General features: G+C 62.4%; 20 protein-coding genes, 1 pseudogene and 1 riboswitch. Of the genes and pseudogenes, 12 read left to right on the forward strand and 9 right to left on the reverse strand.

Annotated features, from left to right (window positions below; all coding sequences use genetic code 11):
- Positions 1–66 precede the first annotated feature (66 nt).
- From ACIQWO_RS13490 to ACIQWO_RS13500, 3 genes are all read right to left on the reverse strand, one after another.
- Entirely contained in the window at positions 67–633 is a 567-nt protein-coding gene (locus ACIQWO_RS13490) for a hotdog fold thioesterase (RefSeq protein WP_402824505.1), read from the reverse strand.
- A 211-nt stretch (positions 634–844) separates the two neighbouring features.
- Positions 845–1,558 carry a 3,4-dihydroxy-2-butanone-4-phosphate synthase gene (gene ribB / locus ACIQWO_RS13495; protein ID WP_402824508.1) on the reverse strand — a complete coding sequence of 238 codons (714 nt, stop codon included), beginning with the start codon at positions 1,556–1,558 and terminating at the stop codon, positions 845–847.
- A 97-nt stretch (positions 1,559–1,655) separates the two neighbouring features.
- Positions 1,656–1,832: riboswitch (FMN riboswitch) on the reverse strand.
- A gap of 278 nt (positions 1,833–2,110) precedes the next feature.
- Positions 2,111–2,311, reverse strand: coding sequence for a heavy-metal-associated domain-containing protein (locus ACIQWO_RS13500; protein WP_402824511.1), 201 nt, complete (start codon positions 2,309–2,311; stop codon positions 2,111–2,113).
- Positions 2,312–2,600: 289 nt separating this feature from the next.
- On the opposite strand from ACIQWO_RS13500, the gene ACIQWO_RS13505 reads away from it, so the two are divergent.
- The 6 genes and pseudogenes from ACIQWO_RS13505 (at position 2,601) to ACIQWO_RS13530 (ending at position 10,042) form a co-directional block, all read left to right on the forward strand.
- Positions 2,601–5,144, forward strand: coding sequence for a heavy metal translocating P-type ATPase (locus tag ACIQWO_RS13505; protein WP_402824515.1), 2,544 nt, complete (start codon positions 2,601–2,603; stop codon positions 5,142–5,144).
- A 174-nt stretch (positions 5,145–5,318) separates the two neighbouring features.
- Positions 5,319–6,125 carry an endonuclease/exonuclease/phosphatase family protein gene (locus ACIQWO_RS13510; RefSeq protein WP_402824518.1) on the forward strand — a complete coding sequence of 269 codons (807 nt, stop codon included), beginning with the start codon at positions 5,319–5,321 and terminating at the stop codon, positions 6,123–6,125.
- A 7-nt stretch (positions 6,126–6,132) separates the two neighbouring features.
- Positions 6,133–6,522: pseudogene (gene cueR, locus ACIQWO_RS13515) on the forward strand (Cu(I)-responsive transcriptional regulator); the annotation flags it as partial.
- A gap of 210 nt (positions 6,523–6,732) precedes the next feature.
- Positions 6,733–6,915 (forward strand): hypothetical protein, encoded by a 183-nt coding sequence (locus ACIQWO_RS13520; protein ID WP_402824521.1) that lies wholly within the window; start codon positions 6,733–6,735, stop codon positions 6,913–6,915.
- Between the two features lie 107 nt (positions 6,916–7,022).
- Positions 7,023–7,163: a DUF3563 family protein gene (locus ACIQWO_RS13525; RefSeq protein ID WP_072617503.1), complete on the forward strand. Its 141-nt coding sequence runs from the start codon at positions 7,023–7,025 to the stop codon at positions 7,161–7,163.
- A 611-nt stretch (positions 7,164–7,774) separates the two neighbouring features.
- The gene (locus ACIQWO_RS13530; protein WP_402824524.1) at positions 7,775–10,042 is read left to right on the forward strand and encodes a TonB-dependent receptor; all 2,268 of its coding nucleotides are present in this window, start codon (positions 7,775–7,777) and stop codon (positions 10,040–10,042) included.
- Between the two features lie 122 nt (positions 10,043–10,164).
- Here the strand turns inward: ACIQWO_RS13530 and ACIQWO_RS13535 are convergent, their stop codons facing one another.
- The 4 genes from ACIQWO_RS13535 to ACIQWO_RS13550 all read right to left on the reverse strand — a co-directional run bounded on the left by ACIQWO_RS13535 (position 10,165) and on the right by ACIQWO_RS13550 (position 12,612).
- The gene (locus ACIQWO_RS13535; protein WP_402824527.1) at positions 10,165–10,650 is read right to left on the reverse strand and encodes a DUF995 domain-containing protein; all 486 of its coding nucleotides are present in this window, start codon (positions 10,648–10,650) and stop codon (positions 10,165–10,167) included.
- A gap of 197 nt (positions 10,651–10,847) precedes the next feature.
- Complete coding sequence (locus tag ACIQWO_RS13540; protein WP_402824530.1) at positions 10,848–11,513, reverse strand: DUF799 domain-containing protein; 666 nt, start codon at positions 11,511–11,513, stop codon at positions 10,848–10,850.
- Positions 11,510–11,887, reverse strand: coding sequence for a DUF4810 domain-containing protein (locus tag ACIQWO_RS13545; protein WP_402824533.1), 378 nt, complete (start codon positions 11,885–11,887; stop codon positions 11,510–11,512). The genes ACIQWO_RS13540 and ACIQWO_RS13545 overlap by 4 nt, the downstream gene beginning before the upstream one ends.
- A gap of 83 nt (positions 11,888–11,970) precedes the next feature.
- Entirely contained in the window at positions 11,971–12,612 is a 642-nt protein-coding gene (locus ACIQWO_RS13550; protein WP_402825360.1) for a CsgG/HfaB family protein, read from the reverse strand.
- Between the two features lie 301 nt (positions 12,613–12,913).
- On the opposite strand from ACIQWO_RS13550, the gene ACIQWO_RS13555 reads away from it, so the two are divergent.
- Entirely contained in the window at positions 12,914–13,390 is a 477-nt protein-coding gene (locus ACIQWO_RS13555; RefSeq protein WP_402824536.1) for a DUF1348 family protein, read from the forward strand.
- 92 nt (positions 13,391–13,482) lie between these two features.
- Here the strand turns inward: ACIQWO_RS13555 and ACIQWO_RS13560 are convergent, their stop codons facing one another.
- Complete coding sequence (locus ACIQWO_RS13560; RefSeq protein WP_402825363.1) at positions 13,483–14,793, reverse strand: Nramp family divalent metal transporter; 1,311 nt, start codon at positions 14,791–14,793, stop codon at positions 13,483–13,485.
- Between the two features lie 144 nt (positions 14,794–14,937).
- On the opposite strand from ACIQWO_RS13560, the gene ACIQWO_RS13565 reads away from it, so the two are divergent.
- The 5 genes from ACIQWO_RS13565 (at position 14,938) to ACIQWO_RS13585 (ending at position 21,684) form a co-directional block, all read left to right on the forward strand.
- A complete protein-coding gene (locus tag ACIQWO_RS13565) occupies positions 14,938–15,879 on the forward strand; it encodes a damage-inducible protein (protein ID WP_402824539.1) in 942 nt (313 codons plus the stop codon).
- Entirely contained in the window at positions 15,782–17,542 is a 1,761-nt protein-coding gene (locus tag ACIQWO_RS13570; protein ID WP_402824542.1) for a Y-family DNA polymerase, read from the forward strand. Before ACIQWO_RS13565 ends, ACIQWO_RS13570 begins: the two co-directional genes overlap by 98 nt.
- Before the next feature lie 21 nt (positions 17,543–17,563).
- Positions 17,564–20,887, forward strand: coding sequence for an error-prone DNA polymerase (locus tag ACIQWO_RS13575; protein ID WP_402824545.1), 3,324 nt, complete (start codon positions 17,564–17,566; stop codon positions 20,885–20,887).
- A gap of 132 nt (positions 20,888–21,019) precedes the next feature.
- Positions 21,020–21,298 (forward strand): type II toxin-antitoxin system RelE/ParE family toxin, encoded by a 279-nt coding sequence (locus ACIQWO_RS13580; protein ID WP_402824548.1) that lies wholly within the window; start codon positions 21,020–21,022, stop codon positions 21,296–21,298.
- A gap of 74 nt (positions 21,299–21,372) precedes the next feature.
- Positions 21,373–21,684, forward strand: a complete 312-nt coding sequence (locus ACIQWO_RS13585) for a HigA family addiction module antitoxin (protein ID WP_039397058.1) — start codon at positions 21,373–21,375, stop codon at positions 21,682–21,684.
- A gap of 27 nt (positions 21,685–21,711) precedes the next feature.
- On the opposite strand, the gene ACIQWO_RS13590 is transcribed toward ACIQWO_RS13585, so the two are convergent.
- A complete protein-coding gene (locus ACIQWO_RS13590; protein WP_039397060.1) occupies positions 21,712–23,082 on the reverse strand; it encodes a nucleobase:cation symporter-2 family protein in 1,371 nt (456 codons plus the stop codon).
- Between the last annotated feature and the right edge of the window lie 409 nt (positions 23,083–23,491).

Raw genomic sequence — 23,491 nt, forward strand, 5'->3', positions numbered from 1 at the left:
AAAGCCCGCCGGGGATTGCCTCGGCGGGCTTTTTCTTTGGGGCGATGCCTGACTTATGCCTGCTTCTTACGCCTTCTTCGGCGGGAAGTCGAAGATCAGGCAGGTGGTCGTGGCGTGGGCGTAGAGCGTGCCGTCCGGCCCAACGATGCGGCCTTCTGAGATGCCGATCTGACGACCCACCTGAATGACCTTGCCTTCGGCGCGCACGACAGGCACGTCGCGCGTGAGGGCGCGGACCATATTCGTCTTGAGTTCCAGCGTGGTGTAGCTGCGTCCGGCGGGGAGCGTCGAATGGATCGCGCACGCAACGGCCGAGTCGAGCAGCGTGGCGAACCAGCCCCCGTGGATGGAACCGAGCGGGTTGTAATAGGGCAGGGCCGGACGTCCCTGAAACACAGCGCGGCCATTGGAAACTTCCACGGCGATGAAACCCAGCGTCTCGCTGATCGGCGGCAACGGCAGCTTGCCGTCGAACATCGCGTCGAAGATTTCCTGGCCGGTCAGGCCGATCACGTCGGAGGGCGTCGCGACGCCATAACGCGCCGGACCATTGCGCGTGATGCGCTCACGCACGGCGGCTTCATCGGCTTCCCATTGGGCCAGAACGGCGGCGGCTTCCGGTTTGGTGCTCATGGCGTCTTCCTCGTAACTTTTATGATGCTAGGCAATCGGCTTGTCAGCGATTATAGAAGTCGCGGCGTCCGGATGTGCGTTTCGCGTTAGAGGGAAGCGTCGACCGATAGATGGCGAAGACGTCGAAGGCTCGATAGAAGTGACGCGGCAACGACGGGGTGCGTCGTTGCCGCAGGGCTATCGCCTTCTGTGACTAGCGGGCGGCGTCCGATCAGGCGGCTTGCGCGTGGCTGAGGCGGTAGGTGGCTAACTCGTCGATGGTGAGAATCGGCAGATCGTGCTGCTTGGCGAAGCGCTCGATATCGGCGCCGCGCGTCATCGTGCCATCCGGATTCATCAGTTCGCACAGCACGGCGGCGGGCTTCAGGCCTGCGAGGATCGCGAGGTCGACGGAGCCCTCCGTGTGGCCGCGACGCGTGAGCACGCCACCCGGCTGCGCGCGCAGCGGGAACACGTGGCCGGGACGGGAGAGGTCGGACGGCTGGGCGTCGTCGGCGATGGCAGCGCGGATCGTGGTGACGCGGTCGGCGGCGGAAACGCCGGTACTCACGCCCTGACGCGCTTCGATCGTCACCGTAAAGGCGGTGCCGTAACGGCTCTGGTTCTGCTCGACCATCGGCGGCAGATCGAGGCGGCGCAGCGTCTCGTCCGGCAGGCACAGGCAGACGATGCCGCTGCATTCGCGGATCAGCATGGCCATCGTGGCGGGCGTGATTTTCTCTGCGGCGACGATCAGATCGGCTTCGTTCTCGCGGTCCAGATCGTCCATCAGAATGACGGGGCGGCCTTCGCGCATGGCGTCGAGTGCAGCGGGCAGACGGACTTCCACCGGCGGCAGGTCGACGAATGCGGGGTAGGCATGCAGGTCGTCGGTCGAGGCGGTGTCGTGCGAAACAGCTTGGGTGTTGCGGGTACTGGTGGACATGAAACGCTCCTCGCGTAAGTCAATCGGGCGAAAAACGTTTTCGGGGCATGCGAACGGACGTCGCCATGGGACGGCATCCCATAGCACGCGGGTATCGACGCATCTTCTCTCATCCGGACTATGACCGTCGGCTCTGGCTTCGCACCAGATCTGCTGACCCTGCCGATGTCGCGAAAGCGACGGTGACAAGCGCTCGCGGGCTCGTGACGACGCAGCGAACTGCGCGATGTCACATACCGCCGGTGGGGACTTTCACCCCGCCCTGAAGACGTGTATGCCGTACGAACGTTGCGTTGCATCGCGTGGTAGTTACGCATTGCGCGGCGCCATTACGTATGCGGCGAGACAGAGCGTAGCACAGGGTGGGAGAGGTCTGCAGGGAAGGCCGCGCGGGGTGCGTGGGATTGCGCATCGACCACAAGACGCGGGGAGCCTCTTGTGGTCGTGTTTGATGCGGGCTGATGGAGACGGCTTAGTGCGTCGGCTGAGTTCGTTGAACTTCCGTAGAACGAAGTTCAGGCCAAACTTGGACGCAGCTCAGCCGTCACTCAATCAGGTGCTGGTGCCCTTGACGGTATAACCGGCATCGGTGATGGCGGTGCTGACTTCTGCGGGCGACAGGTCGCTTTGAACGTCTACGCGGCCAGCACCCAGATCGACGTTGACCTTCGCGTCGGCATCCAGCTCGGTGATCGCACGGGTGACGGCTTTGACGCAATGGCCGCAGCTCATACCTTCGACTTGGACTTGCATGTTGCTCTCCTTGAAAGACGATTCGGTTGACGGTGACACTGATCAGGTGAATGGATCATAGACCTTCCCATGGAGGTAAGCTCAAGCGCTTTTTTCGGACGAATCGTGTGTCGGGTCAGACGTCCCCCAAACATGGCCGGTTCCGCCAGCGCTATCGTTGAAGTGTGACGGGTGTGGTTCTGCTGTTTTCATCCGAATGCGTGACAAGTTGCGGCACAGTGCTTGACCTTCCTGTCATGGCAAGGTCTAAGCTGTGACGCATGATGACAGTCCTCGTGGAGGCCTATAAATGACTCAGAACTGGTCGGTCGGTATTGAAGGCATGACCTGCGCATCGTGCGTGACGCGGGTGGAGAAGGCTTTGCGGCGCACGCCCGGTGTGGCGAGCGCCAATGTGAACCTCGCGACCGAAACGGCAGCGGTGGAGGCGGCGGCAGGCGTCGCGCCAGCCGCGCTGCTGGGCGCGGTTGAAGCCGCCGTCAGCGACGCCGGGTATCAGGTTGCGGAGCAATCGTTCGAACTGGCCATTGGTGGCATGACATGCGCCTCATGTGCGGGGCGCGTGGAGAAGGCGTTGCGCAATGTGCCGGGCGTGGTTGAAGCCAACGTGAATCTGGCGACCGAGCGCGCGGCGGTGCGTGGCGTGCGCGGGGTGGTCGATGTTGCGGTACTGAGCGCTGCCGTCGAGAAGGCGGGGTACGAGGCGTCGGTCGTCACCGACCCTGCGCAAGCGGCATCGGCGGAGAACGGTCCGGCATGGTGGCCGGTGGCGGTCGCCGCGGTGTTGTCGCTGCCGTTGTTACTGCCCATGCTTGTCGAGCCGTTCGGTGTGCATCTGATGCCGCCGCCGTGGGTGCAGTGGCTGCTCGCCACGCCCGTGCAGTTCTGGCTGGGCGCGCGTTTCTACCGGGCGGGTTACAAGGCGGTGCGTGCCGGTAGTGGCAACATGGATTTGCTGGTGGCGTTGGGCACATCTGCGGCTTACGGCCTGAGCTTGTATGAGTGGTGGCGCGCGCCGGTGGGCAGCATGCCGCATCTGTATTTCGAAGCGGCGGCGGCGGTGATCACGCTGGTGCTGCTGGGCAAGTGGCTCGAAGCGCGGGCAAAGCGGCGGACCGTGGAAGCGATTCGGGCGCTGGCGGCGCTGCGTCCGGAGACGGCACGTGTCGTGCGTGACCCGCACGGCGCGGCGAGCGAAGTCTCGGTGCCGCTAGCACAGGTAAAGGTGGGCGACTGGGTTGTGGTGCGCGCCGGTGAGCGTGTGCCGGTCGACGGTGTGATTCGCGACGGCGCGAGCCAGCTCGACGAATCGTTGCTGACCGGTGAGCCGCTGCCGATCGACAAGGCCGATGGCGACAAGGTCGTCGGCGGTTCGATCAACGGTGCAGGCACATTGCGTGTGGAAACCACGGCGGTCGGGGCCGACACCGCGTTGGCCCGCATCATTCGTATGGTCGAGGACGCGCAGGCGGGCAAGGCGCCGATTCAGCGCGCCGTGGATCGGGTGGCGGCGGTTTTCGTTCCGGTGGTCGTGTTGATTGCCGTTGTGACGGTCGTCGCCGGTTGGGCGCTGGGGCTCGGTCTCGAGGCCTCGCTGCTTAACGCGGTCGCGGTCTTGGTCATCGCTTGTCCGTGTGCATTGGGACTGGCGACGCCCGCGGCGATCATGGTCGGCACCGGGGCGGCCGCGCGACAAGGCATCCTGATCAAGGACGCCGAGGCGCTGGAACTGGCGCACCGGATCAACGTCGTGGCGTTCGACAAGACAGGGACGTTGACGGAAGGTAAGCCCCGCCTCGTCGCACATTTGCCTGCGGAAGGGACGAGCGCCGACTCGTTGCTGCGCTGGTCTGCTGCGGTGCAGTCGGGAAGTTCTCACCCGCTGGCCAAGGCCGTGACGACGGCCGCTGAGGAGGCCGGGCTGGCTTCCGCGGTGCCGGTCGCCTCCGACATTGCCGCATTGCCGGGACGCGGCATGCGGGCCGATATTCAGGAAAAAAGTGGCCGTCACACGCTCCAGTTGGGTAATGCGCGACTGCTCGACGAACTCGGTATCTCGCAGGGGGCGCTGGCGTCGGAAGCCGTGCGGCTGGCAGGCGAGGGACGGACTGTCTCGTGGCTGGTCGAGACCGGCGGTGCTGACATGGGGGAGGTCGAGGGTGATGTTGCGCACGAGCGCGCTCGCGGTGGCCGTCTGCTCGGGTTGCTCGCGTTCGGCGATACGCTCAAGGCAACCGCTCGTCCGGCCATCGACCGCCTGCACGCACTGGGTGTGCGTTGCGTGATGGTGACGGGCGATAACGCGGGGAGCGCCAAGGCGGTTGCCACAGCGCTGGGGCTCGACGAGGTGCATGCCGATGTTCTGCCGGAGCACAAGGCGGAGGTCATCGCGCAACTCAAACGTGATGGCGCGGTCGTAGCCATGGTCGGCGACGGGATCAACGATGCACCGGCACTGGCTGCTGCTGATGTCGGCATTGCCATGGGCTCGGGCACGGACGTCGCAATGCAGACGGCGGGTATTACGCTGATGCGCGGCGATCCGCAGCGGGTCGCCGACGCCATCGATGTGTCCCGTCGCACATGGTCGAAGATCCGTCAGAACCTGTTCTGGGCGTTTGCGTACAACGTTGTGGGGATCCCGCTCGCGGCGTTCGGCATGCTCAGTCCGGTGATTGCCGGGGCGGCGATGGCGCTCAGTAGCGTTAGCGTCGTGAGTAATGCCCTGTTGTTGCGCCGCTGGCGTCCTGCCGATCAGGAGACGACCTCCGCGTCGGCAGGTAGCGCCGGAAAGTCGGATGCCGTTGGGGAGGCCCGCCGGGCGGGTGTTTGAGAGGGTTCCCACGGGCATAAGGTGAACGGCGCATAATGAAACGATCAGGGGCGACGTCCTGGAAGCTACCTTCCGATGCGTCGCCCGGATTTCCACCTGACTTGAAATTCGCCGAAAGCGACATCATCTAGGTGATATCGTCTGTCTTCCGGCACGGAGTCAATGCTGCCGCCTATGAATAGTCTGCATATTGCGAGTTACAACATCCACAAGGGCTTTTCCGCGTTCAACCGCTTGCGCGTCCACGAACTGCGCGCGGGGCTGGAGGGGCTTGCACCGGATCTCGTCTTCCTGCAGGAAGTGCAGGGCATGCATCAGCGCCACGCGGTGCGTCACACCAACTGGCCGGTACAACCGCAACACGAGTTTCTAGCGGGCGCGATGTGGCGCGATCATGCTTACGGACGTAACGTGGTCTATGAGCACGGACACCACGGCAATGCGATTTTGAGTCGTTATCCGATTGTCAAATCGGACAATCACGACATCACGACCTATAGTTTCGAGAAGCGGGGCATGCTTCATTGCGAAATCGCCGTGCCGGGGCTGCCTCAGCCGCTGCATTGTCTCTGCGTGCATTTGTCGCTCGCGGGGCAGGGACGTCGGCGTCAGTTCGAAATGTTGACGGAGCGGGTGGCCGATGCCATTCCTGCGGATGCGCCGCTGATCATCGCGGGCGATTTCAACGACTGGAGCAATCAGGCAGACCGTTTGCTGGCTGAGAAGCTGGCGTTGACGGAGGTGTTTCAGAACAGTGCCGGGCGTCCGGCACGCAGTTTTCCGAGTGGATTGCCGCTGTTGCGACTTGACCGCATCTACGCGCGCGGCTTTCATATCGAAGGGGCGCAAGTCTTGCACGGGCGCCCCTGGTCACGGATTTCCGATCATGCGCCGATCAGTGCCCGACTCGTGCCGTCGGATACCGAGAAGGACATGAACGGTTCATCTCTCCCGTCGTTCAACCCTCGTTCCCCCCAGTGAGGTAGCCATGAACATCGGACAAGCGGCACAGGCCAGCGGCGTGACGGCCAAGATGATCCGGTACTACGAGAGTATCGGCCTGATGCCTCCGAGCCCTCGCTCCGAGGCAGGTTACCGACGATATGGCGAGCAGGATCTGCATCTGCTCCGGTTCATTCGTCAGGCGCGTCGGCTCGGTTTCGGCATCGACCAGATTCGCCAGTTGCTGGCGCTCTGGCAGGATCGGGGCCGCTCCAGCGCGCAGGTGAAGGCGCTCGCGCAGTCCCATGTGGACGAACTTAACCAGCGCATCGGCGAACTGGTCGCCATGCGCGACACGCTCTCGCATCTCGCGATGCATTGCCATGGCGACGACCGCCCTGACTGTCCGATTCTGGAAGGGCTGGCATCGGCGGATCTGCCCGGCAATCTCGGCGTAAAGAGCGATTGCGCGACGAATGCAGCGGCCGCGTGCGGCACCGCGACACAGCCGGGCGCCGTGCCGACGACTTCGACCACAGGGGCACCCACAGGCGGGGCGGTTGGCGACGGTGATGCTCAGGTCGCGCGCCACGTGCCGTAAGGATGCCGAGGTCGCGACAATCATGTGACGGTACGGATCCGTCACATGGCAAGCCTCATTTTTCAGGATGACGCGCCGCAGCAGCGGCGCTTTTTTTGTCTTTCGAATTTTGATTGGGCAGTGCGACGGCATGCCGCAGCGGGTCGTTTTGGCACTGTTGTTTTTATGTATGTTATTGATTTTTATATAAATTATTCGGAATTGACTCCATTCGAGGTGATGCTCTAGCAGAATTTGTTGGTTTTTCCCATATAGGGGCTAACCCTTAACGGGAAAACCCTATATAATGCGAAGCACTGCTGCGATGCAGCACACTAATGAATTGGAGAAACGTCATGTTTGCCGCCCTGTTTGAAGTCGTGAACACTTGGTTTGAAACTGCTGAGCGCCGTCGTCGTGAAGCATTCCTGGCTGAGTCGAAGGACATCATTGAGCTGGAACAACGTATCCGCGCGCTCGAAACCGCCGGTTACTAAGCAAGTCTGAAGTCCTTCCGGACGAGCGGTCGCTGCTGGCGCAACCAGGCAAGTCGATCGTCTTATCGGGCGATTCCCGTCATCGGTGTGATGACGTGCGACGGCGCCCAACCGTGAGTCCGGATGCCATTCCCGCTGTTCCGGGATTGGCCACACAAGCCCGCCACTTTGGCGGGCTTTGTCGTTTACGGCGTCGCCATCGCGTCGTCGCATATCTCTTGCTGTTGGTAGCCAGCCCCTCCGTTTCCTCCCCTCCCTAAACTGACAGGTTTTCCTCAACGGTTCAGTGAGGGGATTCGCACCGCTGTGCGCAAATGCCAGCCGCATCCGCATGAGTGCTTGATTCGCAACCGATTTGCCCTCAAGCCGTCGCCCGATTCGCAGGGCCCCTGATCCGTTGTTTTTGGTAACAGTATTGATAATCATTCCTATTATTATTAAACTTTCGCCGAATTGAGATGTCGCGTCGTGCCCCGGCGAGGCTCTCGAGGGTGCCGTTGGCGTACGCAGTTTTCCTCTCTTGTGGAAAGGGATTCGCCGCCGACCGGCAAGTCTCTTCTCAGTCCAGGCATCGGTCCGTTGCCGGGGCGCACTCCAACAAGTTGTTCCTCATGTCGCTCGCTTCCCGTTCTTCCCGTTTTGCCCGAGTCTCTCGCGCCGGTATCGTCACGCCCAGCGCAAGTCAATGGCCCTCGCTGCGCCCGATTGTCGTCGCGACGGCGCTGACCTTCGGCTCGGTCGTTTTCGGTGGCAACGTCATGGCGCAGTCTGCGCAGGCGGGCGATGCAGCAGGAGCAGTACAGGCTGGCGCACAGAGTCCCGTTGCATTGCCGACGGTGACCGTGCAGGGAGATCGGGAGAAGTCGCCGAACGACCCGCAGCCAGCGTATGTGGGCGGACAGGTGGCACGCGGTATGAGCTTCGGGGTGCTCGGCAATCAGAGCACGCTCGATGTGCCGTTCAGTATGAGCGCGTACACGTCGAAGATGATCGAAGATCAGCAAGCGCGCACGCTTGCCGACGTGCTCGATAACGACCCGTCGGTCCGTATGTCGCGCGGTTTCGGCAACTTCGCGCAGACGTTCGTGATTCGCGGCTTCACCTTGGCGGGCGACGACATTTCGCTCAACGGACTCTATGGCATCACGCCGCGTCAGCTGGTTTCGACCGAAGCGCTCGAACGTGTCGAGCTGTTCAAGGGGGCGAACGCATTTCTGAACGGCGCGTCGCCGGGCGGTTCGTCCATCGGTGGCGGTGTGAATCTGCAACTGAAGCGGGCAGACGACACCCCGCTTAACCGTGTGACCATCGACGGCAGCGGTTCAGGCGAATTCGGGACGCACATCGACGTTGGCCGCCGTTTCGGCAGCGAAGGCCAGTTCGGCATTCGTGTGAATCAGGCGATTCGTGACGGTGAGACCGCCGTTGACCGGGAGCATTCGAACTCGCGGACGACATCGGTCGCACTTGACTGGCGCGGCGACAAGTTGCGTCTGTCGGCGGACTTCCTCTATCAGAAGCAGCACATCGGTTCGGGCCGGGCGCTGTACAACTTCTCGGGCAACGTGCTGCCGCAACCGCCAGCGGCGACGTCGAACTACGCGCAGTCGTGGAGTTACACCACGCTGGAAGACAGTGTCGGTATTCTGCGTGCCGAGTACGATTTCCTGCCGCACTGGACGGCCTATGTCACAGGCGGTATCCGTCACACGAACGAGAACGGTGAGTATTCGAATCCGACGTGGAAGGGCGCGTCGAGCCCTGTGACGGCGACGCGTCTGAATGCACCGCACCAGGAAGACGCGCTCTCCGGTGAAGTCGGTGTGCGCGGTCGCTTTACGACCGGTCCGGTGTCGCATTTCTTCACTGCGGGGGCGTCGGCAATGCGTCTGGACTCGCAGTCTGCGTTCACGTTCGCCTCCGCGTTCAATACAAGCTTCGTCAATCCGCCGCAGGTGGCGTATCCGGCGACGACGTCGCAGGGCGGCAATTTGAACGACCCGCAAACGACGGCGCTCACGTTGCTGCGTAGCGTCTCGGCGTCGGACACGCTGGGTTTCTTCAACGACCGCGTTTTGGCCACGGTCGGTGTGCGTCATCAGTCGATCGGCGTGAACAACTACGGTTACACCGGCGTGCAATCGTTGGCTTACAACGACGCCATCACCACGCCGCTGTTCGGTATCGTCGTCAAGCCGTGGCAGAACGTGTCGTTGTTCGCGAACCGTAGCGAGGGTCTCGCCGCAGGGACGACGGCGCCGCAGGGGACCGTGAACTACGGTCAGTCGTTGCCGCCGTATCGTTCGAAGCAGATCGAATTCGGGGCGAAGTACGACACGGCGCGTTTCGGTGCATCGATTGCGTTCTACCAGATCGAAAAACCGTCGGCTTATACGAATGCATCGAACGTCTATGTGGCAGACGGGCTTGAGCGCCATCGCGGCGTCGAGGCGTCGGTGTATGGCAGCCCGGTCAAGAATGTGCGCGTGATCGCCGGGGTGTCGTACATCAACGGCACGTTGCTCAATCAATCGAGCGCGGCGACGAACGGCAATCGTCCGGTCGGCGTGCCGACGTTCCAGTACAACCTCGGTGCGGAATACGACATTCCCTGGGTGCAGGGCCTGACGTTGAATGCGCGCTGGATTCACACGGGCCGTGAATACGCGAATATTGCGAACACGGCATCGATTCCGGCATGGGATCGCTTCGACGTGGGCGCTCGCTATGCCACGCAGATTTACGGCAAGTCGACGACGTTCCGTCTGAGCGTGCTCAACGTGACGAACAAGGCGTACTGGTCGAGCGTGTCGTCGAGCAACTACCTGACGCTGGGAGCACCGCGCACGTTCCTGCTGTCCATGACGACAGACTTCTAAGTCGTCGCGGTCCTGGCGACCTTACTGCCTTACTGCCTCGCTGACGACGGAAAACGCAGCTTGAAGTCGCGCCCCGGTGCTGTTCACAGCCCGGGGCGTTTTTCGTCCGCTTGCTGGACGGATCATTTCTCGATGCTGAACTCGGTTGCGATTGCCGCCCCGTTGGCCAGAGAAGTGACGCCGTAGTATTTGTCGCCCACCTTGAACATGAAGCGGCACCAGTTCTCGGTGAGCGCGCGCCATTCCAGATTCACGCAGTACGAGCCGTTGTCGTTGACCGACCAGGTGCCGGTCGCATGCGCGACCTGCACACTGCGTCCACCCGATCCGATGTTGCCTTTGTTGTCGCTGGTCGCATTGAGCGATCCACCGGACTCGTTGACCCACTTGCGTGTGCTGCCGTTCTGAACGACGTTAGTGATGTGAGCGCCGGGCATTAGCGAACGCAAGTCGTCGACACTGAGTTGCTGGCCGTTGGCGTCTTTGATGTCGGAGAGATGCATCGGATCGGCGGCGGCGAGTCCGGGCAACCAGAGAAGGGCTGCGACCGCGGCAAGGGTGGTGATGCGAGGGGGCTGAGGGAAGGAAGAAACGAAGCGGTGAACCATGATGACTCCCGGACGGGGCTTGCCGACACGTACGCAAGCCGACGAGGCGCACACCTGACGGGCGCATCGTCTGACACTTTTGTCCCCGCGCTGCGGCGAGGTGTCGCTATCGGTCCGGGCGATGAGCGGCCGGGAATGCCGGCCGCCGCATGCGTTACCACTATAGGTGACAGTGCGAGGTCTGCCCAGTTTCCCGGTCAGTCAGTGCCGTACTTCGGCGAGCGCGGACCGTAGAGCATGCCGTTGGGACGTCCGGCGGACAGCAGTCGCGCATTGGCCGTGCCCGCGACCGTGTAACCGGCGTTCGACACGCTGTTGACGATCTGCTTGACGGCCGCCGTGATCAGCATGCCGATCAGCCCGCCGCCACTGTTGTTGTTGCCCTCATTGTTCGACGCGCTGGCTGCACCGCTCCAGAGCTTCGCACCGTTGCGCAGATCGATGAGTTCGGCCGAGACCGTTACGACGGTGGCACTGTCGAGCACCATGTATTTCGTGCCGTACTGATTGATCTTGATGTAGAGCGCAGCGTCCGCACCGAAGATCTCACGCAGCTTGGCCGGGCTGACCTGATGGATGTCACCGGCGACGGTCAGACCGTTCTGACGGAACGACTCGTCGACCAGCGTCACCGGCATCACGTAGTAACCAGCTTCGCCCAGCGGCACCGTCACTTGCGAGAGCACGCTGTATGTCGCGTCGATATCCGGCGACTCGTTCAGCGGCGGCAGCACTAGAATCGACTTCGGCTTGCTTTCCTTGAACGCGGTGTAGTCATACGGTTTGGCTTGATGCACGGCGCAGCCGGTCATCACAGCGGCCAGTGCGGCGACCGTCATCCACTTGCAGAGTCGGGCGATCATTGCTTGGCCTCCGGGGTCTTGTTCTTAAGCAGGAAGTCGATGTAGCTGGCCGATTCGGGGAACAGTTGCTTTTCGGTCTGGAACTCTTCGACCATCTTGTCGGACTTGCCGACCGACGCGTACAGCAGGCCGAGGTGAGCGTGATACCCGGGGGGCGCCGCGTGATTGGATGCCTTGATCTTCTCCAGATCGCGCTCCAGTGCAATGATCTGGGCTTCCTTCGATTCGCCCTTGAAGTATTCGTAGACTTGCGGCTGGTAGCCTTCCCAGTCGTACAGCGGCTTGGGCGGTGTGGCGCAGCCGGAGAGTGCGAGGATGGCGCTGCCGGCGATGGCTGCAACGGCGATCCGGCCGGACGAGAACGTGCGATTCATGACGATAGATGTCCTGACGTGCAAGGTCGAGCGCGTGACGAATCACGCGCTACGGCATGCTGCAAAAAAGGGTGTCGGTGCGCTTACTTGCCCGGCTTCCAGGCACCGCTCTCGATGCCAGCGACGAGCTTGTCGACGGCTTCGCGCATGGCGAGGTCTAGCACCTTGCCATTGAGCGTGGAGTCGTAACCCGCAGTACCGCCGAAGCCGATGATTTCGCGATTGGAGAGCGCGAATTCGCCCGCGCCGCCGCTCGAGTAGACGACCTCCGACGTGGCGATATCGACCACGTTCAGGTTGACCTTTGCGTAAGCGATCTGCTCGCGGCCACGGCCGAGAATGCCGAACAGTTGCTTGTCGCCCACTTCCTTGCGGCCGAACTCGACCACATCGCCGGTAATCACGTAGTCGGCGCCCTTGAGCGTTTGCTGCGTCTTCTTGATGTCGGCTTCCTGACGGATCTCGGCCATGTTGTCGCGGTCGAGCACGTTGAAGCGCTGGGTCTGCTGCAGATGGGTAATCAGAATTGTCTTGGCCTGGCTGCCAAGGCGATCGACGTTATCGGAAAAAACGCCGCGCATATACGCGGAACGGTTGTCGAACTTGCCGACAGCGATCGGTGTGCGCACGCCGACGTACGGACGGCTGGCACTCTCGACCTTGGCGACTTCCACGGTACGCGAGCTTTCGGTGGCGCAACCGCCGAGCACGGCCATAGAGAGCATGGCAGCGCTGAGCAGCGCAATGCTGGACTTCCTTTTCTGCACGGTGATACCCCTGAGTGTGTTGTCACCCGCCGGACGATGCGTCGTGGCATCGTTCCGATGCGGACATCTGAAGCCCTTACCTCTTTAAAGTTGTTTGTCGCTTTTAGTAAGCGCTGGTAAGGGGTGCTGATGGTAGCACGCGTTTTTGGCGCGTTGTGACGCCCACTTACATCCTGCGTACCCCGCGCCAAGCGACGAATGTGGCTTGGCGATACACTCGGCAAGTCGTTCCCCTCACATTTCTGACAGGAGCATCGCCGTGGCAGATATTGAAGCACGTCCGCCGTTTCCGCCGTTCACGCGGGAGACTGCAATTCAGAAAGTTCGCATGGCCGAGGATGGTTGGAACTCGCGTGATCCGGCGCGGGTTGCGTTGGCTTACACCGTCGACAGCCGCTGGCGAAACCGTGCCGAGTTCCCTCGCGGCCGCGAGCAGATCGTCGAATTCCTGACACGCAAATGGCAGCGCGAACTCGACTATCGACTGATCAAGGAATTGTGGGCGTTCACCGAGAACCGCATCGCCGTGCGGTTCGCCTACGAATGGCGGGACGATTCGGGCAACTGGTTCCGCTCGTATGGCAACGAGAACTGGGAGTTCGACGCGCAGGGGCTGATGGCCGTACGCCATGCCAGCATCAACGATTCGCGCATTGCCGAGAGCGAACGGCTGTTTCGCTGGCCGCAAGGGCGTCGCCCTGACGACCATCCGGGGTTGAGCGACCTCGGTTTGTAAGCTGAAAACGAAACGGCGGCGCATCGGGTATTGCGCCGCAGTTTGTGAGTTTTCCTATTGGATGGAGACATTTCTGTCGAAATTGGCCGATCTCAATCCAGCCCGAAGATCAGCAACAGATTGGTCGCACTGATGACGGCAAAAAGGCACCACGCGAACACCTGCGTGGGACGTCCGATCGTATTGCCGTTCATCACGCGCGCATCGCTGACCGAGCGAATGAGCGGCCACATGGCAAACGGCAGTTGCAGACTGAGCAGCACCTGACTCCACACGAGCAGTTTGCCCACCGCGCCGTCGCCGAGCCACAGTACCCCGATCAGCGCGGGCACGAGTGCGAGTCCGCGCGTAATCAGCCGACGCTGATAGCACGGAATCTTCATGTGCAGGAAGCCGTCCATGATGACTTGCCCGGCGATGGTGCCCGTTAGTGTCGAACTTTGCCCCGAAGCCAGCAAGGCGATACCGAACATGAAGGCGGCAGCACCCCCCGCAATCGGCGTAATCAACTGATACGCCTGCTCGATATCGGTGACGTTGGTCTGACCGCTCGCATGAAAGACCGAGCCTGCAAGAATCAGAATGGCCGCATTCACGCACATGGCGATCAGCAGCGAGACCCAGGTATCGATGCGCACTAACGCGAGTGTGTCGCGTACGTCGCCGCGCTTGCCGCCGACGACCCGTCGGGTCTGCACGACGGACGAGTGCAGGTACAGGTTGTGCGGCATGATCGTCGCGCCGACGATGCCCAGCGCCAGTACGATGGCGTCGCGTCGGTCGTGACTGGGTGCGCCCGGGACAAGACCCGCAGCCACCGCGTGCCAGTCGGGCGGCACCATCGCGACCTGCGCGATGAAGCAGAAGGCCATCGTGCCGATCAGTCCGAAAACGATGGCTTCGATCTGACGGAAGCCTTTGCCCTGTAGTCCCAGCACGATCATCGTGTCGAGCGCGGTGAGCACGATCCCCCACGCGATGGGTACGCCCAGCAGCAGCTTGAAGGCCAGTGCACAGCCGAGCACTTCGGCGATATCGCACGCAATGATGGAAATTTCGGCCGTGATCCATTGGACGAAGCGGCCCGTGCGGCCGTAGCGTTCGTAGCTGGCCTGCGCAAGATCGCGTCCGGCGACCAGTCCCAGACGCGCTGCCAGCATCTGCAAAAAGATGGCGGCGAGACTCGAGAGCGCGACGACCCAAAGCAGCGAGTAACCGAATTGCGATCCTGCCTGAATGTCCGTCGCCCAGTTGCCGGGATCCATGTAGCCGATGGCGACGAGCAGCCCGGGGCCGGCGAAGCGTTTGAGTTTGGTCCAGCGCGACTGACGCGCGTCGATGACGATGCTGCCTTTGACCTCGGCGGGGCAGAAGGGAGCGGTGGCAGTGGTCGGGAGCGGCATGAGGAGTGGGTTGCGTGCAATGACGCTCACGTTAGCCGGGCCGACGTTTGCCCGCAAGCGCGATTGGCGTGATAGGGCGGCCATGAAGATGCCGTCGACGGCAAATGAACTGTTATACTGTACATTCATACAGTATTCGGGCGCATGATGACCCTCCCGCTTTCCTCCCCTCTGCCTGCCGGGCTATGGCGTGCCAGTGAGCTGGCGCATTGCCATCGCGCGGGCCACACCACCGGTTTCGCCGCGCTCGACGCCGAGCTGCCCGGCGCGGGGTGGCCGCATGGCGCGGTGACGGAACTGCTGAGCGATCGTCCGGGTATCGGTGAATGGCGTTTGCTGGCACCGGCGTTGCGCGATCTGACGCAGGCAAGAAAGCCGGTCATGGTGATAGCACCGCCGATGCTGCCCTATGCCCCGGCGCTGGCGGGGTGGGGCATCGATCTGCGGTGGCTGAGCGTGGTGATGCGTCCGGCTTATACAGCGTCTCCGGCGTCCCGGTCGACGCGCACCTCCAGGGTGCGACGCGGGGCCGGGGGACAGGGCGGTGGACAGGGTATGAGGCCTGAGGACCGCGACATGCTGTGGTGCGCCGAGCAGGCGCTCAAGAGTGCGTGCTGCGGGGCGGTGCTGACCTGGCTACCGGCCGCAACACCCGAGCAGCTTCGGCGGCTTCAGGTGGCCGCTGGTGGTGGCGAAACGCTGACCTGGGTGATGCGTCCGCCAGCGGCTGTGTCGAGCGCGTCCGCAGCGCCGTTACGGCTGGGACTGGTCGTCGGAGAGGAGAGCCGCCTCGGCGTGCAGTTTCATAAGCGCCGTGGACCGCCTCGTGCCGAACCGCTCTGGCTGACGTTGCCTGCGCCTTATACGCGTGCGCCGCAATCGCTGACCAGGGGCGCAGATGACGAAACGCCGCTGCATGCCCAGCCCGATCCGGCACCGTCGCCCGTGCCGTCTACGGTGTCTTTTGTTTCTGCTTCCGGAGTCTCGCATGGCCTGCTGGATCGCCCTGCATCTGCCCTGTCTGGCACTCGAGATCGCCTCGCCGCTCACGTCATTCCCATCACTCCCGTCGTGCATACGGGCTGACGGGCTGGCAGGGACGGCGGAGGCGAGCGACGCGCAAGCCGACACGACGGTCGTGCTGGCGCAGTCGCGTGTCTGGCAGGCGAGCGAGGCGGCGCAGGCGGCGGGTGTGCAACCGGGCATGCGTCGCGGCGGTGTTCTCGCGTTACTGCCACAGGCGCGGTTTCACGATCGCGACGAAGCCGCCGAGACGCTCGCGCTTGAAGCGCTGGCGCTGGCGTTGTTGCGTTTCGGTCCCGACGTGGCGATTGCCGCACCACAGTGTGTCCTGATCGACGTCGCGCCGAGTTTGCGTCTGTTTGGTGGATTGGCGTCGTTGGTGGCACAGGTGCTGGAAAGTGCCGGGGCGCTCGGGCACCGGGCGTCGCTGGGGATTGCCGCGACGGCCAGCGCGGCGGCATTGCTCGCACGGGCTGCGCAGACTGTGCCGACGCACGTCGATCCTCATGCGCCGACGTCTCAGGACATGCAAGCAGCGATGAAGTCGCGTGCATCGCGTCGCTCGATCGTGCCGGTGACGAAGTCGGCGGTGACGTCCGGGGCGGCGCTATCGCTGTCGTCGTCGGCGTTGTCATCCTCGTCATCGTGGCCTCCCGAGCCACTGCTGCCACCGCCATTGGCGGCGCTACCGGCGCAACTCGATCCGCTTCCGGTGGCGTTGCTGCCCGAAGCGCAGCCGTGGCTCGACTGGCTCGCCCAGATCGGTTGCGCGACGTTGGGCGAATTGCGTGCGCTGCCGTCGGCGGGTGTGAGACGTCGCTGCGGTGCCGCGCTGCCCGCATCGCTTTCACGCGCCTATGGCGAAGCGCCGGAAGCGCCGGCGTGGTATCGCGCGCCGCCGCATTTCGAAGCCGTGCTGCCATTGCCGTCGCTCACGCACGACGTCGAAGTCTTGCTGTTCGGCTTGCGTCGTCTGCTCGCGCAACTGACGGGATGGCTCGCCGCCGGACAACTGGCCACGCAGGCCTTGACGCTGATTCTCGAACACGAGCCACTTGGCCGGGAGACCGTGGCGCCGACGCGTTTCGATATTCGTCTGGCCGAAGCGAGCGCCGCACCGGCGCACTTGCTGTCGCTCTGCAAGGAACGGCTGGCGCGTTCTCCACTGGTCGCGCCGGTGTTGACATTGCGGCTCGACGTCACGCAGACGGCGCAGCATGTCCCGCAAAGCGGTTCGCTGCTGCCCGAGCCGGGGCGCGAGCGGCAGGATTTCGTGCAATTGATGGAGCGCGTTGCGGCGCGTCTGGGAGATGAACACGTGCGGCGTTTGCAGGTGCGTGGCGATCATCGTCCCGAGGCGGCGTTCGTGAGCGTGCCTTATGGCGTGAATGCGGGGATGAGTGCGGGCATGGGCGCGGAGGCAGGGGCGACGTCTGCGTCGAATCGTCATCTGCCGGATACCGTGAATGCACTGCCGCCGCGTCCCGCCTGGCTGCTCGACGCACCCCAGCGGCTCAGCATGCAGCAGGAGCGTCCGTGGCGGCAGGGGCCGTTGCAACTGGTGAGCGGCCCGGAGCGCATCGAGGCTGGCTGGTGGGAGCCGGGCACGGTCACGCGCGATTACTTCATCGCGGCGGACATGACGGGGGCGTTGCTGTGGGTGTTTCGGGAGCGTCCCGTGAAAGGGGCAGACGCTGCCTGGTATTTGCATGGCCTGTTCGGTTAAGACGGACGGGGACGCAGTCTTATGAATGTCGACGATTTTCTCCCGTGGCAAGGGCCGACCGAAGGGCTGGCCGCCAACGACGACGGTGCCGATACTCCCGATGCGGCACCCTCTGTCCTGCGTGGACAGGAAGACGACAGCCTGCCCGCATATGCCGAATTGCACTGCCTGTCGAACTTCTCGTTTCAACGGGGGGCGTCGCATCCGGAAGAGTTGATTGCGCGCGCAGTGCATCTGGGTTACACCGCGTTGGCGATTACCGACGAGTGTTCGCTGGCCGGTGTAGTTCGGGCGCTGGCGGAGTCGGCCAAGCATGAGCCACCGTTGGTGTCGCTGATCGTGGGGAGTGAGTTTCGATTGACGCCGGAAGTGGACATGTCGTCTGCCTCGGAACTTGACGCCCTCGGCACCGTGCATCTCGTAGCCCTCGCGCAGCATCGCGAGGGCTACGGCAATCTGTCCGAGATGATTACGCTCGGGCGTATGCGAGGTCCGAATCGCAGCTATCGCCTGCACGCAAGGGATTTCAGCGCACCGGACAAGGCGCACGCCCATCTGCTGGGTTTGCGAGGTTGTCTGATCATCCTCGTGCCGGATCCCGACGCGAGTGATACACGTACGCTGGCGCAGACTCGCTGGGCGGCGCAGACCTTTGGCGAGGGGCGTGTGTGGCTGGCGCTGGAGCGCCGCCATCGTGCCGACGACGAGGCGCAACTGGCACGTTTGCGCGCCATTTCCGCCGAGTGTGGCGTGCCGCTCGTCGCGACGGGACACGTGCTCATGCATGTGCGTTCGCGCAAGCCGTTGCAGGATACGCTCACGGCCATCGGGCTGGGCAAGCCGGTGCAGGCTTGTGGGTTGTCGCTCGCTGCCAATGCGGAGCAGCATCTGCGGACAAGGCTGCGGCTCGCGTGGCTTTATCCGAAAGACGCACTGGCCGAGACGGTGACGATTGCCTCTCGCTGTCATTTCGACTTGCGTAGTCTGCGTTACGAGTACCCGGAAGAGCTGGTGCCTGCGGGGCATACGCCGGAGTCGTACCTGCGTCAGGAGGTGGAAGCGGGCGCGAAGCGACGTTATCCGGGCGGTTTGCCGTTGAAGGTGCGCAAGCTCATTGAGAACGAACTGGCACTCATCCGCGACCTCGAGTACGAGCCGTACTTCCTGACGGTCTACGACATCGTGAGCTTTGCTCGCAGTCAGAACATTCTCTGTCAGGGCCGAGGTTCGGCAGCCAATTCGGCGGTGTGTTATTGCCTTGAGATCACGGCCGTGAATCCCGACGAGGTGCAGTTGCTGTTCGGGCGGTTTCTCTCGAAGGAGCGCAACGAACCGCCGGACATCGATGTGGATTTCGAGCATCAACGGCGCGAAGAGGTCATCCAGTACATCTACAAAAAGTATGGCAACGACCGGGCGGCGTTGGCTGCGACGGTCATCAGTTACCGCATGCGCAGCGCGGTGCGCGACACGGGGCGGGCGTTGGGCATCGATCTGTCGATCGTCGAGCAGGTGGCGCAGAGTCAGCAGTGGTGGGACGGAAAAGAGAACCTACTCGCGCGCATGGCGGCGCAGGGTCTATCGCCTGACGCGCCGACGACGCAGTTGTGGGCCGATCTGGTGGCTCGTCTCATCGGTTTTCCCAGGCATCTGTCGCAGCACGTGGGCGGTTTCGTGATCGCTCGCGACCGACTGTCGCGGCTCGTGCCGATTGCACCGGCAGCGATGGAGAACCGCTACGTCATTCAATGGGACAAGGACGACATCGAGACCCTCAAGCTGCTCAAGGTCGACGTGCTTGCGCTCGGCATGCTGAGCGCATTGCGTCGTACGCTCGATCTGTTAGGGGAGTGGCGTGGCGCGCCGATCGGGCTTGCCGATATTCCGCGAGACGATCCCGCGACGTACGGCATGATTCGTCGTGCCGACACGGTGGGCGTTTTCCAGATCGAGTCGCGCGCGCAGATGAGCATGCTGCCGCGTCTGAAACCGGAGACGTTCTACGATTTGGTGATCGAAGTCGCGATTGTGCGTCCCGGGCCGATTCAGGGCGGGATGGTGCATCCGTATCTGCGCCGCAAGCAGAAGAAAGAGGAGGTGGTCTATCCGCGTGAGGAGATCAAGGTCGCGCTCGAACGCACACTGGGCGTGCCGATCTTTCAGGAGCAAGTGATGCAGATCGCGATGATCGCTGCCAATTTTTCGGCGGGCGATGCCGATCAATTGCGTCGCTCGATGGCCGCATGGAAGCGCAAGGGCGGCCTCGAAAAATTTCAGACACGCATCATCGACGGCATGCTGAAGAACGGTTACCCGCGTGAGTTTGCCGAGGCTATCTGCCGACAGATCGAAGGCTTTGGCGAGTACGGATTTCCTGAGAGTCATGCAGCGAGCTTCGCGTTGCTCGCCTACGCAAGCGCGTGGCTCAAGTGTCACGCGCCGGAGATGTTCCTGTGCGGCTTGCTCAATAGTTTGCCGATGGGATTTTATTCGGCGTCGCAGTTGGTGCAGGATGCGCGTCGGCATCGTGTCGAAGTTCGGGCGGTGGACGTGTGCGTGAGCGATGTCGAGTCACGTCCTGAAGTCAGGATCACCCGATATGGGGAGGCACGTCGTCCGGCGGTGCGATTGGGCTTGTCGCTGGTCAAGGGCCTATCTGCCGAGGGGGCAAAAGCCATCGAAGATGCCCGTCGTCGACGACCCTTTACCGATATCGACGACCTCACCGCCCGAGCCGCATTATCGCGTCGCGACCTCGATGCGCTGGCTGCGGCAGATGCACTGTCGGCGTTGTTGGGCGGACGTCGTCAGGCACGCTGGACGGTCGCTGCGTGGCAGCCGCCCACGCCGCTATTGGGCGCAACCGTCTTGCGCGACGCCGCGCCCGGCAGCACGGACGAGCAGGTGGCGCTGCCGCCGATGCCCGAGGGGCAGGACATCGTGGCCGATTACGCGAGTACGGGGCTGACGCTTCGGCGTCACCCGCTGATGCTGTTGCGCGAGAAGTTGAACAAGATGCGGGTGCGCACGGCAAAGGAGTTGCAGTCCGAGGGCGTGCATGGCAGACGTGTACGCACCGTCGGCATCGTGACGGGACGACAGCGGCCGGGCACGGCCAATGGCACGGTCTTCGTGTCACTGGAAGACGAGACGGGCGTCATCAACGTGATCGTCTGGCCCGATCTGGTGGAGGCGCAGCGCAAGGAGTTGCTGGCGTCGTCCCTATTGGGCGTGGAAGGGGTATGGCAGCGCGAGGAGCGCGTGACCCATCTGGTCGCGCATCGCCTGATCGATCTCTCGTCGATGCTCGGCGAACTCACGATCTCGAGTCGGAACTTTCACTAAGCGGATGTCGATAGGATGGTGTGTCTTCGGCCCCCCAGCCATGCGTGGACTCGCCTTCTCGATTTGACGTGACCGGCGCCTCGCTTTACTATTGACGTCACGCGTTAATAACGCGATACGTTATTATGTTTCTTGATTGAAAATTTCAAATGCAGGGATACGGCACTGCTGTTCAACGGGCGTCGCGTGATGCGCTGGCGTGCGGTCGAGTCGGCCGCTATGCGCAAGCTTCAGCAACTCCATGCGGCGGCAACACTGAGTTTCTTACGCGCGCCCCCGGGTAACAGACTTGAAGCGCTGCGCGGAAATCGTCTGGGACAGTACAGTATCCGGATCAACGACCAGTGGCGGCTGTGTTTCCGTTTTGACGCGGGCACCGCTTCCGACGTCGAAATTGTCGACTACCACTGATCGCAGCGCGACCGCATAGGTGGGTGTGTTCCGATATTTCTGCTGAGTTCGAGAAAGGTCGATGGAGGACAATCATGACCCGACAAGTACCGCTGGCAACACCGGGCGAGATTCTCGCGCAAGAGTGGCTCGGCCCGATGGGCATCTCGCAATACGCACTGGCCAAGGCCATTGATGTGCCCCCTCGCCGGATCAATGAGATCGTGCTCGGCAAACGGGCGATCACCGTCGATACCGCACTGCGTCTAGGGGCGTTCTTTGGCGTGGATGCGCAGAGCTGGCTCAATCTGCAAAATCAGTACGACGCTGAAATCGCGCGCGCGAACATGGTCGATGTTCTGAAGACGATCAAGCACCGCGCCCGCGCGTTGCTCGCAGCCGCATGAGGTGCGGCTGCATCGCGCTTTCATCCATCAATGCGCAGCATCCGCCTGTTTGCCTGCTTCCTGCGCAAGCGCGTTCGCTTCCTCTTCGCTGCGCAGACCGTTGAAGTGGGCATTAAGCAGGACCGCGCTGATCGACGCGAGCAAAATGCCGCTGTGGAAGAACGGGGCGAGTGCGTGCGGCAGCTTCATGAAGAACTTGTCCGACGCCACCGGAATCATCCCCACACCGATACTGATCGCAATGATGTACAGGTTGTAGCGGTTCTTCGACAGATCCACCGTCGACAGAATCTTGATGCCCGTGGCCGTCACCATGCCGAACATCACGATTCCCGCGCCGCCCAGCACGAATTGCGGCACCGACGCCACCACGTGCGCCACCTTCGGAAACAATCCCAGCACGATCAGAATCAACCCGCCCATCGCGCATACCCAGCGACTCTTCACACCCGTCACGCCGACCAGTCCCACGTTCTGTGAAAACGAGGTGTACGGGAACGTGTTGAAGATGCCGCCGATTACCGTGCCGAGACCATCCACACGCAATCCGCGCACCAGCGTTTTTTGATCGACCGGACGCCCCACGATGTCACCCACCGCGAGGAACATGCCGGTCGATTCGATGAACGTCACGAGCATCACCAGCGTCATCGTCGCGATGGCGATCGGATCGAAGCGCGGCACGCCAAAATGGAACGGCATGACGAAACCGAACCACGGGGCTTCCGACACCCCCGCAAACGACACCTTGCCCAGCGCAATCGCTACCATCGTGCCGAACAGAATCCCCAGCAGCACCGCGATGTTGGAGAAGAAGCCACGCACGTATTTCGTGATGAACAGGATGCAGAGCAGCACCGCAAACGACACGCCCAGATACAACGGATTACCGAAATCCGGATTGCCGAAGCCGCCAGCCGCCCAGTTGATGCCCACGCCCATGAGCGAAATGCCGATCACCGTAATCACGGTGCCTGTCACCACTGGCGGGAACAGCCGCAATAACTTACCGATGTAGGGCGCGATCAGTATGCCGATGATCCCGGCGGCAATCGTCGCCCCGTAAATGTCGAGCAAGCCGAGGTCGGGATTCGTGCCGATGGCGATCATCGGTGTGACGGCAGTAAACGTCACCCCCATCATGATCGGCAGGCGCAGACCGAAGATCCAGAGGCCGAGCGTCTGAATCAGTGTGGCGATACCGCACGCAAACAGGTCGGCATTGATGAGAAATGCAATCTGATCGACCGACATCTTGAGGGCACCGCCGATGATCAGCGGTACTGCAACGGCTCCCGCATACATCACCAGCACGTGTTGCAATCCCAGCGTGAACAACTTGGGGAGCGGCAGGCGCTCGTCGACCGGATGTACCGGTGCAGCAGCAGATTGCGTCATGTCTTCTCCTGGTCCGACGGTACGAATTGATTTGCTTGGCGAAACCGAGCGTAAATTTTTTACCGGGGCGCAGCGAGTCGTGTCAAAAAACACCCGGTCTCACGACGGGCGACAGACGACCAGTGACCGACGCGCAGTCATGGAGAAAAACTGCGGTCTGGCGACATAGTACGCCTGAGTTCTTGCGGCGATGTCCGAACGCGTGAACGCCTTGTACGGCAAGGGTCGGCGAGCGCTCAGAGGTGACGATGCAACCGACGCGAAGGCGACCGTCCATATGCAAAATGTCCTGTGTCGCCGGGGCACCACCGGATCGATGTCCCTCCACATATCGGATTCGCAATACCAAAGATTGCGTCTGACATATGAAATGCCGAGACACCGGAGACGGTGACGACATCATCCCGGC

Source organism: Pandoraea sp. NPDC090278 (assembly GCF_044772185.1).
Classification (GTDB): domain Bacteria; phylum Pseudomonadota; class Gammaproteobacteria; order Burkholderiales; family Burkholderiaceae; genus Pandoraea.